The sequence below is a fragment of the Pseudomonas sp. RGB genome, from assembly GCF_007713445.1.
Taxonomy (GTDB): Bacteria; Pseudomonadota; Gammaproteobacteria; order Pseudomonadales; family Pseudomonadaceae; genus Aquipseudomonas.
Map to the genome: position 1 here is coordinate 134,091 of NZ_VMSH01000001.1, position 12,242 is coordinate 146,332.

General features: G+C 60.8%; 12 protein-coding genes. 7 read left to right on the top strand and 5 right to left on the bottom strand.

Going from position 1 to position 12,242, the window contains the following annotated elements; genetic code table 11:
- Positions 1–16 precede the first annotated feature (16 nt).
- From dgcA to FPT15_RS00620, 3 genes are all read right to left on the bottom strand, one after another.
- Positions 17–2,077: a dimethylglycine demethylation protein DgcA gene (gene dgcA, locus FPT15_RS00610; RefSeq protein WP_145157554.1), complete on the bottom strand. Its 2,061-nt coding sequence runs from the start codon at positions 2,075–2,077 to the stop codon at positions 17–19.
- A 16-nt stretch (positions 2,078–2,093) separates the two neighbouring features.
- On the bottom strand, positions 2,094–2,624 hold the full coding sequence (locus tag FPT15_RS00615; RefSeq protein WP_016977793.1) for a DUF5943 domain-containing protein: 531 nt from the start codon (positions 2,622–2,624) through the stop codon (positions 2,094–2,096).
- A gap of 77 nt (positions 2,625–2,701) precedes the next feature.
- A complete protein-coding gene (locus FPT15_RS00620; RefSeq protein ID WP_119737560.1) occupies positions 2,702–3,679 on the bottom strand; it encodes a dipeptidase in 978 nt (325 codons plus the stop codon).
- Positions 3,680–3,897: 218 nt separating this feature from the next.
- On the opposite strand from FPT15_RS00620, the gene FPT15_RS00625 reads away from it, so the two are divergent.
- A complete protein-coding gene (locus FPT15_RS00625) occupies positions 3,898–4,299 on the top strand; it encodes a lysozyme inhibitor LprI family protein (protein WP_119737558.1) in 402 nt (133 codons plus the stop codon).
- A 40-nt stretch (positions 4,300–4,339) separates the two neighbouring features.
- Entirely contained in the window at positions 4,340–4,756 is a 417-nt protein-coding gene (locus FPT15_RS00630; RefSeq protein ID WP_145157556.1) for a DUF3010 family protein, read from the top strand.
- 124 nt (positions 4,757–4,880) lie between these two features.
- On the opposite strand, the gene FPT15_RS00635 is transcribed toward FPT15_RS00630, so the two are convergent.
- Positions 4,881–6,047, bottom strand: coding sequence for an AAA family ATPase (locus FPT15_RS00635; RefSeq protein WP_145157558.1), 1,167 nt, complete (start codon positions 6,045–6,047; stop codon positions 4,881–4,883).
- 68 nt (positions 6,048–6,115) lie between these two features.
- Positions 6,116–7,060 carry a GlxA family transcriptional regulator gene (locus tag FPT15_RS00640; protein WP_106575597.1) on the bottom strand — a complete coding sequence of 315 codons (945 nt, stop codon included), beginning with the start codon at positions 7,058–7,060 and terminating at the stop codon, positions 6,116–6,118.
- A gap of 194 nt (positions 7,061–7,254) precedes the next feature.
- Here FPT15_RS00640 and FPT15_RS00645 point away from each other — a divergent pair, with 194 nt between their 5' ends.
- From FPT15_RS00645 to FPT15_RS00665, 5 genes are all read left to right on the top strand, one after another.
- The gene (locus FPT15_RS00645; protein WP_145157559.1) at positions 7,255–8,199 is read left to right on the top strand and encodes a choline ABC transporter substrate-binding protein; all 945 of its coding nucleotides are present in this window, start codon (positions 7,255–7,257) and stop codon (positions 8,197–8,199) included.
- Positions 8,200–8,276: 77 nt separating this feature from the next.
- Complete coding sequence (locus FPT15_RS00650; RefSeq protein WP_119737554.1) at positions 8,277–9,164, top strand: 3-keto-5-aminohexanoate cleavage protein; 888 nt, start codon at positions 8,277–8,279, stop codon at positions 9,162–9,164.
- Positions 9,165–9,308: 144 nt separating this feature from the next.
- Positions 9,309–10,274 (top strand): L-carnitine dehydrogenase, encoded by a 966-nt coding sequence (locus FPT15_RS00655; protein WP_145157567.1) that lies wholly within the window; start codon positions 9,309–9,311, stop codon positions 10,272–10,274.
- Positions 10,275–10,392: 118 nt separating this feature from the next.
- Positions 10,393–10,872: a thioesterase family protein gene (locus tag FPT15_RS00660; RefSeq protein ID WP_145157569.1), complete on the top strand. Its 480-nt coding sequence runs from the start codon at positions 10,393–10,395 to the stop codon at positions 10,870–10,872.
- Between the two features lie 9 nt (positions 10,873–10,881).
- The gene (locus tag FPT15_RS00665; protein ID WP_145157571.1) at positions 10,882–12,042 is read left to right on the top strand and encodes a gamma-butyrobetaine dioxygenase; all 1,161 of its coding nucleotides are present in this window, start codon (positions 10,882–10,884) and stop codon (positions 12,040–12,042) included.
- Positions 12,043–12,242 lie beyond the last annotated feature (200 nt).

Here is a 12,242-nt window from a genome sequence, read left to right on the forward strand (position 1 = left end):
GACCGAGTTCACCTCGTCAGAAATCCTTGCACAGGCGCAGGGCGTCATAGATCGCGGCGTGGGTATTACGCTGCGCCACACAGTCACCGATGCGGAACAGCAAGTACCCCTCGCCCGGCTCGCTCAGGCACGGCTGCGGCTGGATCGCGAACAGCGCTTCGATGTCCATCTGGCCTTTGTTGCGCGAACCCTGCTTGAGCGCGTAGTAGATCTCTTCATCCGGACGCACGCCGTTCTCGACCACCACTTGATCGACCACGCGTTCTTCCTTGGCGCCGGTGTATTCGTTCTCCAGCACCGCCACCAGCTTGTCGCCTTCGCGGTAGACCTTTTCCAGCATCATGTCGCCGGTCATGATCACTTCTTTCGGGTACATGCTGCGGTAGTAGGTCGGGAACGACGTACCGCCCACGGCCACACCCGGCTTGATGTCGTCGGTGACGATCTCGACCTGGCTGCCTTTGTCGGCCAGGAAGTCCGCCACCGACATGCCGGTGAATTCGCAAATGGTGTCGTACACCAGCACGTTCTTGCCCGGCGCGACCTTGCCATCGAGCACGTCCCAGCTGCTGACCACCAGGCCTTCTGCCGCGCCCCAATGTTCGTTCTGCTCCAGGAACGGATGCCCGCCGACGGCCAGCACCACCACGTCCGGGCGCAGGTCGAGGATCGCATCGGCGTTTGCCGCCACGCCCAGGCGCAGGTCGACGTTCAAGCGCGCCAGCTCCAGCTGGAACCAACGCGTGATACCGGCAATCTGGTCGCGCTGCGGTGCTTTGGAAGCGGTGGTGATTTGCCCGCCGATAAAGTCTTTCTTCTCGAACAACGTCACGTCATGGCCACGCTCGGCAGCAACGCGTGCGGCTTCCATCCCGGCAGGGCCGGCACCGACCACCACGACTTTGCGTTTGGGCCCGGTGGACTTCTCGATGATGTGCGGCACTCCCATGTATTCACGCGAGGTCGCGGCGTTCTGGATGCACAGCACATCCAGCCCTTGGTACTGGCGGTCGATGCAGTAGTTGGCGCCGACGCACTGTTTGATCTGGTCGATCTGGCCCATCTTGATCTTGGCGATCAGGTGCGGGTCGGCGATGTGGGCGCGGGTCATGCCGACCATGTCCACGTAGCCGCCTTCCAGAATGCGCGTGGCCTGGTTCGGGTCCTTGATGTTCTGCGCGTGCAGCACCGGGGCCTTGACCACTTCCTTGATACCGGCGGCCAGGTGCAGGAATGGCTCCGGTGGATAACTCATGTTCGGGATCACGTTGGCCAGGGTGTTGTGGGTGTCACAGCCCGAGCCGACCACGCCGATAAAGTCCAACATGCCGGTGTCGTCGTAGTACTTGGCGATCTGTTTCATGTCCTCGTGGGACAGGCCGTCCGGGTGGAATTCATCGCCGCACAGGCGAATGCCCACGCAGAAATCCGGGCCGACCTCAGCCCGCACAGCCTTCAATACCTCAAGGCCGAAACGCATGCGGTTTTCAAAGCTGCCGCCCCATTCGTCGGTGCGTTTGTTGACGCGCGGGCTCCAGAACTGGTCGATCATGTGCTGGTGCACCGCCGACAGTTCCACGCCATCCAGGCCTCCGGCCTTGGCGCGCGCCGCCGCGCTGGCGTAGTTGCCGATCACCCGCCAGATTTCTTCCGGCTCGATGGTTTTGCAGGTGGCGCGGTGCACCGGCTCGCGGATGCCCGACGGCGACAGCAATGTGGGCCAATGCTCGCCATCCCAACGCGAGCGACGGCCCATGTGGGTAATCTGGATCATGATCTTGGCGCCATGCTTGTGCATGGCATCGGCCAGGTTCTGGAAGTGCGGGATGATCCGGTCATCGGCCAGGTTCACCGATTTCCACCAGCCTTGCGGGCTGTCGATGGCCACACTGGAAGAACCGCCGCAGATCGCCAGGCCGATCCCGCCCTTGGCTTTCTCTTCGTAATACTTCACATAGCGGTCGGTGGTCATGCCGCCGTCGGTGGCATACACCTCGGCATGGGCGGTACTGAGCACGCGGTTGCGGATGGTCAGTTTGCCGATCTGGATCGGCGCGAACATTGCTTCGAAAGCCATGGCACGGTTCCTCGACTTACAACGGCTTGACGGTGAACAGGCCGTCGTCGTGGCCCTCTTCGGAGCCTCCGTACACTTGCTCGGCCACGGTGCGGATCTGACTGCCACGCGCCTGCAGAATCTGGTCCATGGCGCCGGCAAACCAGCCGGTGAACATGTAGTCGACCTTGCGCCCGACCTTGCCGTACACGTAGACAAATGCCGAGTGCTCGAGCTTGACGCTGGCGGTGCCTTTGTCGAGGTCGATGTCCTGGATCTTGAACAAGCCCCAGCCGCGTTGCGACAGGCGCTTCATGTAGTGCTCGAACACCGCGACGCCTTCCAGGCCGTGGCATTCAGCTTCTTTTTCACACCAGTGCCAGGCGGATTTGTAGCCGGCCTTGTAGAGGATTTCGGCGTAGGCATCTGCGCCCAGCACTTCCTCGATACCGATGTGGTTGTTGACGAAGAAATGGCGCGGCACGTACAGCATCGGCAGGGCGTCGGAGGTCCAGACACCGGTTTCGCTGTCGACTTCGATTGGCAATTGCGGGGCGATCTTGGCCATGGAAACTTAACTCCAGAAAATTCGTTTGAATGCCCCAGGCACCGAATGGCCTGGGGAAAAGAAGTGTTGGCGGTGGCTTATTCGCCCCAGACGTCCTTGAGGACGTTGACCCAGTTTTCGCCCATGATCTTGCGTACCACACGCTCGCTGTGGCCGCGCTTGAGCAGGGTCTCGGTGAGGTTGGGGAACTCGCCCACGGTGCGGATGCCCAGCGGGTTGATGATCTTGCCGAAGCTGGTCAGGCGGCGGGCGTAGCCCTTGTCATGGGTCAGCATTTCGAAGAAATCCTGGCCATGGCCCTGGGTGAAGTCGGTACCGATGCCGATGGCGTCTTCGCCGACGATGTTCATGGTGTATTCGATGGCTTCGGCGTAGTCGTCGATGGTCGAATCGATGCCCTTGGCCAGGAATGGCGCGAACATGGTCACACCGACAAAACCGCCGTGGTCGGCGATGAACTTCAGCTCTTCATCGGACTTGTTGCGCGGGTGCTCTTTCAGGCCGGACGGCAGGCAGTGGGAGTAGCACACCGGCTTTTTCGATTCGAGAATGACTTCTTCGCTGGTCTTGGAGCCGACGTGGGACAGGTCGCACATGATGCCGACGCGGTTCATCTCGCCGACGACTTCACGGCCAAAACCCGACAGGCCGCCATCGCGCTCGTAGCAGCCGGTGCCGACCAGGTTTTGGGTGTTGTAGCACATCTGCACCACGCCCACCCCGAGCTGCTTGAAGATCTCGACGTAGCCCAGCTGGTCTTCAAACGCATGGGCGTTCTGGAAGCCGAAGATGATGCCGGTTTTGCCCTGTTCCTTGGCTTTGCGGATGTCGGCGGTGGTTTTCACCGGGATCACCAGGTCGCTGTTCTCACGGATCAGGGTCTGGCTGGCCACGATGTTATTGATCGTGGCCTGGAAGCCTTCCCACACCGACACGGTGCAGTTGGCGGCGGTCAGCCCACCTTTACGCATGTCCTCGAACAGGTCGCGGTTCCACTTGGCAATGATCAGCCCGTCGATAACGATGCTGTCGGCGTGCAATTGCGCTGGGCTCATCAGGCGTCCCCTTATTGGCGATTCATGCGCCGAATCGTCTGCCGGCGCTTTGGGGCCAGCATATGCCCAGGGGCTGAACGAACCGGGTGCAAAAACGACAGGGGAATTGCCGAAAGCGTCAATCCGCGACAAAGGCCTACATGACACGTCTGACTGACGACTGTTCTTTGTCTTACGCTTGAGCCAGAATTCCGCATCACCTGATATGAGACGGCGCAATGAAATCGATTTTCCTGGCTTTGGCACTCATCGCAACCGGCGTCCACGCGGCCGAAGACACCGACAACACGCCCTGCGATGGCATCGAAAACGACAAACAAACCCTGGAATGCGCCACTTACAACAAAACCACCGCTGAACAATTGCTCAAAGACAACTATCAAGGCCTGCTGGAACGCATGGGTTCGACCTATGGCAGCAACAAGTCGCAACTGGCCGACATTACCGCTCGTCTGAAGGATGCTCAGCAAAAGTGGGAAAAACTGCGTGACGCCGATTGCGCAGTGGACACCTTCCCGGCAGTCAACGGCAGCAAGGAATACGCGATTCAACTCAATGACTGCCTGGCGCGGATGAGTGATGAGCGGTCGGAGTTTTTGGAGTCGATCGGGCAGGAATAAGCGACAATCTCTGCCACTTTCCTCTGTATCAAGGCCATTCATGACTATTTGCGGCATCGAAATCAAAGGCAGCGAAGCCATCATCGCTGTCGCCTCCCTGGACAACCAGGCGCTGACCCACGTCGCCCTGGCCACCAAGAAAATCGCCCTGGAAGACGACGATGAGGCAGCCAACGTCAAAGCCTTCGCCGCGCAAGTGAAGGCGTTTGTGCAGGCAAACGCCATCACCCGCATCGCGATCAAGAAGCGCAGCAAGAAAGGCGAGTTCGCCGGTGGCCCGACCACGTTCAAGATTGAAGGCGTGTTTCAGCTGCTGGAGGGGGTTGAGGTGACGTTGCTGTCGCCGCAGGCCATCAATGCGCAGAACAAGAAGCACAACTTTGATCTGCCCGCTTCGCTGAACAAATATCAGCATGAGGCTTACAAAGCGGCGTGTTCGGCCCTGCTGAAAAAATAAGCCACGACGCCTATCAAATGTGGGAGGGGGCTTGCCCCCGATGTCGGTGTTTCAGTCACTTATAGACTGCTGACCCACCGCTATCGGGGGCAAGCCCCCTCCCACATTGGTTTTGTGGTGCGCTTCAGCGCTTGTGCAGCAGCCAATCCCCGAAGGATTTGTCTTCCAGGGCATAGCCGCCCCGGCTCGACTTCCACACCAGCTCCTTGTCGCGCAAAGCATCAATGCACGCCTGAATGGTCTGGGTGCCCGGCACCACATCGCTGCCCATGTCTTCCAGCGCTTTGCTCACCGCCATCAGCGTGCTGTCGGTGAACGGCGCAAAGGGTTCGTTGTTCTGCGAACGCTCCACCATCACCTCCAGCACGGCGCGCTGGGGGATGGTGAGGTTGTTCCAGGCGCTTTCGAACTCCGTCCACACGCCCGCGCGCAGGAATTCAGCACGACTGTGCAGCAACTGGCCCAGGTTGCTCGCTTCGCCCAGCTCCAGCGCCACTTCGCCAATAATGGTGCGCAGCATCTCGGGGCGACGGCCTACCAGCTCGAAGGCTTCGTCGATATCCGCCGCGTCGAATTGATTGGTGCTGGCCAAATGCGCGTTGAGGTGCGCGGTGTAGGCTTGGGTGAACGCTTTGCCGAGCAAGGGAAACGGCGTGATGCTGGAGCCGAAGAACGGCTGGCTTTTGCCCAACACCAAATGCGCCAGCTTGTCGCGGTTGGACCCGGTGAACACCAGGCGCAAGCCGCTGCCCTCTTCGTCACGGCCTTGGTTGAGCTGATCCCGGGCAGCTTTCAACGCGAACATCGCGTTGATACCGGACTCGGTGGTTAAAGCATGCTGGGCTTCGTCAATCACCAGCACCACGGGTTTTTCCGCGGCGCTGTGCAGCAACTCCAGGGCTTGGGTCAGTGTTGCACCGACGGGCAGTTGTGGCTTGGTGAAGTCCCAGGACAGGGTGCGCAAAAAGCTTAGTTTCTCGATGCCAATGTTCTTGGCGAGTTTGCGAATGCCCTTTTCATAAGGCACCAGCGCAGCGGCAATCGCGCTGGCGATCAACTCCGCCGGATCTTTCTCTTTATCGGCCCAGAGATCGACATACACCGTCAGCCAACCCCGCAGTTGGCACTCGGGGATCAGGTCTTCACGCAAAAAAGTGCTTTTGCCGGTGCGGCGCGGCGCCGCGAGAAACAGGCCAGAGGTAAAATCCTGAATACCGGCCCCCACCAAACCGTCGGCAATGCTGCCTGCCAGGGCGGGGCGGCGGAATACGAAGCCGCTGTTCTTCGACATGCTTTTATACTCAATTATGGAAAGGACTATAAATTATAGTGAAGAGTATAATTGACTATAATTGCCCATCAAACCACCTCCCGTCGCCGATCCTCCCTTGGGCACTTGGCAAACCGCGCCCGATAGCTGCGCGTGAAGTAAGAAGGCGACTCAAACCCGCACGCAATACTCACCTCCAGCACACTCATGTCGCTCTGACGCAATAGCTGCCGGGCTTTTTCCAGACGCAGGCCGAGGTAGAAATTGCTAGGTGTGTCGTTCAGATGCAGACGAAACAACCGCTCCAACTGACGTCGGGTGACTTTGATCGCCTCGGCCAATGCCAGGGTGGTCAGCGGCGGTTCGGTGTGTTGTTCCATTTCACCGATCACTTGCACCAGCTTCTTGTTGTTGATGCCGTAGCGCGTGGCGATCTGCATGCGCTGGTGGTCTTTGCGTGGGCGGATGCGGCCGAGCACGAATTGTTCGGAAACCTGAATCGCCAGGTCCGGGCCGTGGGCCTGGGCGATCAGGTCTAGCATCAGGTCGATGGACGCCGTGCCGCCCGCGCAGGTGATGCGACGGCGGTCGATTTCGAACAGCTCCTGGGTCACGGTGAGCTGTGGATAAGACTCCTTGAACGCATCGATGGCTTCCCAGTGCAGCGTGAGGCGGTGGCCATCGAGCAAGCCGGCCTCAGCGAGCACACAGGCGCCCGTGTCGATGGCGCCGAGGGTGACGCCGTCGTGGTCGAGGCGGCGCAGCCAGTGCTCCAGCGCGGGCGTGGTGAACTTCAAGGGTTCGAAGCCGGCGACCACCATCAGCGTCGCGCCTTTTTTCAGCGGCTCCAATGCGGCGTCGGCGTTGACCGACATGCCATTGCTCGCCAGCACCGCACCGCCATCGGCGCTCAGCACGTGCCAGCGGTACAGCTCGCCGCGAAAGCGGTTGGCCACGCGCAGCGGTTCCAGCGCAGAGATAAAGCCGATGGCCGAGAAACCCGGCATCAGCAGAAAGTAGAAATCCTGGGACATGGTGGCGCTCTCGTAGGACGGGCAGCGTGGTCACTGTGATACGCCAGTTCAACCGGCCATTCAAGAGCACAGGTCGCTGCAGTGCAAGAGCTGGTCGCCGCCGTGCGCTTTGCCGCCCCTCAAGCTGCGTAACTTGATCCCACGGCGCACAAAGACGCCGGAACCCACAATAACGACCTGCCGAGGGATCCACCATGAACCGACTGATCAGCCGCTGCGTGCTTGCACTCAGCGCCAGCGCCATTTTGAGCACCAACGTGATGGCAGCCGATGCGGCGTCTTGCCAAAACGTGCGCATGGGCGTGGTGAACTGGACCGACGTGATCGCCACCAGCGCCATGACCCAAGTGTTGCTCGACGGCCTCGGCTACAAGACCAAACAGACCAGCGCGTCCCAGCAAATCATCTTCGCCGGCATTCGCGACCAACGCCTGGACCTGTTCCTGGGTTACTGGAACCCGCTGATGACCCAGACCATCACGCCATTCGTCGACGCCAAGCAAGTCAAAGTCCTCGAGAAACCCAGCCTGGAAGACGCGCGCGCCACCCTCGCCGTGCCGACTTACCTGGCGGACAAGGGCCTGAAAACCTTCGCCGACATCGCCAAGTTCGAGAAAGAACTGGGCGGCAAGATCTACGGCATCGAGCCAGGTTCAGGCGCCAACACCCAGATCAAGGCGATGATTGCCAAAAACCAGTTCGGCCTGGGCAAATTCCAGCTGGTGGAGTCCAGCGAAGCCGGCATGCTCGCCGCCGTCGACCGCGCGGTACGCCGCAAGGAAGCCGTGGTGTTCTTTGGCTGGGCGCCGCACCCGATGAACGTCAACGTCGCGATGACTTACCTCACCGGCAGCGACGACGCCCTGGGCCCGAACGAAGGCATGGCCACGGTGTGGAGCGTCACGTCGCCGACCTACGCCGAACAGTGCCCGAACGTGCACAAGCTGCTGACCAACCTGACCTTCACCGCCGCCGACGAGAGCCGGATGATGCAGCCGTTGCTGGATCACAAGGACGCCATTGAGTCCGCCAAGCAGTGGCTCAAGGACCACCCGCAAGACCAGCAGCGCTGGCTCGAAGGCGTGACCACCTTCGACGGCAAGCCCGCCGCGGCCAACCTGCAACTGACCAGCAAATAACCCTATTCGAATCACCGTGTCGCAGCCGCTGTGGGCTGCGAACGGCATCACTACGCCCGCCTGTAAGGAACCGACTCATGAACCACGACGTCATCATCACCTGCGCACTCACCGGTGCTGGCGACACGACCGGCAGAAGCCCACACGTGCCAGTCACTCCCAAACAAATCGCCGCCGCCGCCGTGGAGGCCGCCAAGGCGGGCGCCACCGTGGTGCACTGCCACGTGCGTGATCCGCAAACCGGCAAGTTCAGCCGCGACGTCGCGCTGTACCGCGAAGTGATGGAGCGCATCCGCGAGGCCGACATCGACATCATCGTCAACCTCACCGCCGGCATGGGCGGCGACCTGGAAATCGGCGGTGGCGAGAACCCGATGGAGTTCGGCCCCAACACCGACCTGGTCGGCCCGCTGACGCGCCTGGCGCACGTTGAAGAGCTGCTGCCGGAAATCTGCACCCTGGACTGCGGCACGCTGAACTTTGGCGATGGCGACACCATTTACGTGTCTACCCCGGCCCAGCTGCGTGCTGGCGCCAAGCGCATCCAGGAGCTGGGCGTTAAGGCTGAGCTGGAAATCTTCGACACCGGCCACCTGTGGTTCGCCAAGCAGATGATCAAGGAAGGCCTGCTCGACAACCCGCTGTTCCAACTCTGCCTGGGCATCCCCTGGGGCGCGCCGGCTGACACCACCACCATGAAAGCCATGGTCGACAACCTGCCCGCCGATGCGGTGTGGGCCGGCTTCGGTATCGGCCGCATGCAAATGCCGATGGCGGCCCAAGCGGTGCTGCTGGGCGGCAACGTGCGAGTCGGCCTGGAAGACAACCTGTGGCTGGACAAGGGCGTGCTGGCCACCAACGGCCAGTTGGTGGAACGCGCGAGTGAAATCCTCAGCCGCCTGGGTGCACGGGTCATGACCCCGGCGCAAGGCCGAATCAAGATGGGCCTGACCAAGCGCGGCTAATTTTTCCAAACACTACTGCACCCTGTGGGAGCCGGGCTTGCCCGCGATAGCGGTACACCAGCACCGAATACTCCAACTGACACACCGCAATCGCAGGCAAGCCAGCTCCCACATTGATCACCGAATTATTCAGAGAACGTCGACATGCGCTTTATCACCGAAATCAAAACCTTCGCCGCCCTCGGCAGTGGCGTTATCGGCAGCGGCTGGGTGTCCCGCGCCCTCGCCCACGGCCTGGATGTAATCGCCTGGGACCCGGCGCCCGGTGCCGAAGCGGCCCTGCGCAAACGCGTTGCCAATGCCTGGGGCGCCTTGGAGAAACAAGGCCTCGCACCGGGTGCATCCCAAGACCGCCTGCGCTTTGTCGACACTATTGAAGCGTGCGTGAAAGACGCCGACTTCATCCAGGAAAGCGCCCCGGAACGCCTGGAACTGAAACTGGAACTGCACAGCAAAATCAGCGCAGCGGCCAAGCCGAATGCACTGATTGGGTCGAGTACTTCGGGTCTGTTGCCGAGTGAGTTCTACGAAGGTTCCACCCACCCGGAACGCTGCGTGGTCGGCCACCCGTTCAACCCGGTTTACCTGCTGCCGCTGGTGGAAGTGGTGGGCGGCCAAAACACCGCGCCCGAAGCGATACAGGCGGCGATCACGGTGTATGAATCCCTTGGCATGCGCCCGCTGCATGTGCGTAAGGAAGTGCCGGGGTTTATCGCTGACCGCTTGCTCGAAGCGTTGTGGCGTGAGGCGCTGCACCTGGTGAATGACGGCGTGGCGACCACTGGCGAAATCGACGATGCGATCCGCTTTGGCGCCGGCTTGCGCTGGTCGTTCATGGGCACCTTCCTCACCTACACGCTGGCGGGCGGCGATGCCGGAATGCGCCACTTCATGGCGCAGTTCGGCCCGGCGCTGCAATTGCCGTGGACGTATTTGCCGGCACCGGAGTTGACCGACAAGTTGATCGACGATGTGGTCGATGGCACCAGCGATCAGTTGGGCACACACAGCATTTCGGCGCTGGAGCGCTATCGTGATGATTGCCTTTTGGCGGTGCTGGAGGCGGTGAAGACCACCAAAGCCACGCACGGTATGAGCTTCGCCGAGTAACTGCTGTTGATTTCCTGTGGGGGCTGGCTTGCCTGCGACAGCGGTGTACGACTCACCGCCGCCATCGCAGGCAAGCCAGCTCCCACATTTAACCGAGTACATAGCCGGAATTTATGTGATGCCAGCACTCACCACCTACACCACAAAGATCCAGCCCGACTGGGTGGATTACAACGGCCACCTGCGCGATGCGTTCTACCTGTTGATTTTCAGCTACGCCACCGACGCGCTGATGGACACCCTGGGTCTGGACAGTGAAAACCGTGAGGCCAGCGGCCATTCACTGTTCACGTTGGAACTGCACCTGAACTACCTGCATGAGGTGAAACTCGGTGCCGAGGTAGAGGTGCGCACTCAACTGATCGCCCACGATGCCAAGCGCCTGCACCTCTATCACAGCCTGCACCTGGTCGGAGAGGAGAAGGAACTGGCCGGCAACGAACAGATGCTGCTGCACGTCGACCTCGCCGGTCCGCATTCGGCGCCGTTCACCGAGGCCACCCTGGAAAAACTCAGCACGATCAGCGCGCAGCAGGCCGAGTTGGCACGCCCCGCTCTCCTCGGCCGCGTGATTGGATTGCCGCCCAAAAAACAATAAGGAGCCCCCATGCAAACCGCCGCCGCTGTTGCCGATTTTCGTACTTACCCAACCATCAGCGACCTCGCCGAGGTGCAGGTGCTGACCGATCAGCTACGTGTGCGATGGGCCGATGGCCGGGTGAGCCCGTTTCATCATCAGTGGCTGCGCGACAACTGCCCGTGCGCGCAATGCGTGTACAGCGTGACCCGCGAGCAGGTGTTCGAGATTGTCGATGTGGACGAACACCTGACTGCCGTCAGCGCGCAGATCGATCAGGGATGCCTGAGCGTGCAATGGAGTGGCGGCCATCGCAGCCACTACGATCCGGGCTGGTTGCGCGCCCATGCCTATGACGACGAATCACGCGCCGAACGCCGTGCAGCCAAACCAGCATCGCAGCGATGGGACAGCACCTTCGTGTTGCCCGTTTTCGACTACGCGGGCGTGATGGAGGACCCGAACATCCTGCTGCAATGGTTGCTGGCCTTGCGTGACGCGGGCCTCACGCAAATCCGTGGCGTGCCCACCGAACCTGGCTCGCTGGCGCTGATCGCCAAGCGCATTTCGTTTATCCGCGAGAGCAACTTCGGCGTGCTCTTCAACGTGCAGTCCAAGGCCGATGCCGACAGCAATGCCTACACCGCTTTCAACCTGCCGTTGCACAGCGATTTGCCAACGCGGGAGCTGCAACCGGGGCTGCAATTTCTGCATTGCCTGGTGAACGAGGCCACCGGCGGCGAGAGCATTTTTGTCGACGGGTTCGCCATCGCCCATGCACTGCGCAGCGAAGACCCTGAAGCGTTTCGTGCGTTGTGTGAAATCCCCGTGGAGTTTCGCAATAAAGACCGTCACAGCGACTACCGCCGCCTGGCGCCGATCATTGCGCTGGATGCCTTGGGAGACGTGGCGGAGATCCGCATGGCCAACTTTTTGCGCGGGCCGTTCGAGGCGCCGGTGGAGCAGATGCCGTTGTTGTATCGGGCGTATAGGCGCTTTATTGCGATGACCCGCGAGGACCGTTTTCGGCTGATCAAACGGCTGAATCCGGGGGAGTTGTGGTGCTTTGATAACCGCCGCACCTTGCATGCGCGCAATGCGTTTGACCCGGCTTCCGGGGCGCGGCATTTCCAGGGGTGTTACATCGACCGGGATGAGTTGTTGTCCAGGATATTGGTGTTGCAAAGGTAGACCGAGGTGCGGCCTTCGCGAGCAAGCCCGCTCCCACATTAAACCGAGTTCCAAAGTTGGAATGCAGTCAAATGTAGGAGCGGGCTTGCTCGCGAAGAGGCCAGTGCAGTCACCACAAAACCCAGGCAAAAAAAGCCCCGATCAAGCCGTGACAAGACCGGGGCAGAGTGCTTGGTGTGAGCGTGACATCCCGAGGGTGA

Excerpts from the sequence above, each read along its gene's own strand:
- dgcA (WP_145157554.1), bottom strand. The coding sequence starts at position 2,077 with ATGGCTTTCGAAGCAATGTTCGCGCCGATCCAGATCGGCAAACTGACC.
- FPT15_RS00615 (WP_016977793.1), bottom strand. The coding sequence starts at position 2,624 with ATGGCCAAGATCGCCCCGCAATTGCCAATCGAAGTCGACAGCGAAACC.
- FPT15_RS00620 (WP_119737560.1), bottom strand. The coding sequence starts at position 3,679 with ATGAGCCCAGCGCAATTGCACGCCGACAGCATCGTTATCGACGGGCTG.
- FPT15_RS00625 (WP_119737558.1), top strand. The coding sequence starts at position 3,898 with ATGAAATCGATTTTCCTGGCTTTGGCACTCATCGCAACCGGCGTCCAC.
- FPT15_RS00630 (WP_145157556.1), top strand. The coding sequence starts at position 4,340 with ATGACTATTTGCGGCATCGAAATCAAAGGCAGCGAAGCCATCATCGCT.
- FPT15_RS00635 (WP_145157558.1), bottom strand. The coding sequence starts at position 6,047 with ATGTCGAAGAACAGCGGCTTCGTATTCCGCCGCCCCGCCCTGGCAGGC.
- FPT15_RS00640 (WP_106575597.1), bottom strand. The coding sequence starts at position 7,060 with ATGTCCCAGGATTTCTACTTTCTGCTGATGCCGGGTTTCTCGGCCATC.
- FPT15_RS00645 (WP_145157559.1), top strand. The coding sequence starts at position 7,255 with ATGAACCGACTGATCAGCCGCTGCGTGCTTGCACTCAGCGCCAGCGCC.
- FPT15_RS00650 (WP_119737554.1), top strand. The coding sequence starts at position 8,277 with ATGAACCACGACGTCATCATCACCTGCGCACTCACCGGTGCTGGCGAC.
- FPT15_RS00655 (WP_145157567.1), top strand. The coding sequence starts at position 9,309 with ATGCGCTTTATCACCGAAATCAAAACCTTCGCCGCCCTCGGCAGTGGC.
- FPT15_RS00660 (WP_145157569.1), top strand. The coding sequence starts at position 10,393 with ATGCCAGCACTCACCACCTACACCACAAAGATCCAGCCCGACTGGGTG.
- FPT15_RS00665 (WP_145157571.1), top strand. The coding sequence starts at position 10,882 with ATGCAAACCGCCGCCGCTGTTGCCGATTTTCGTACTTACCCAACCATC.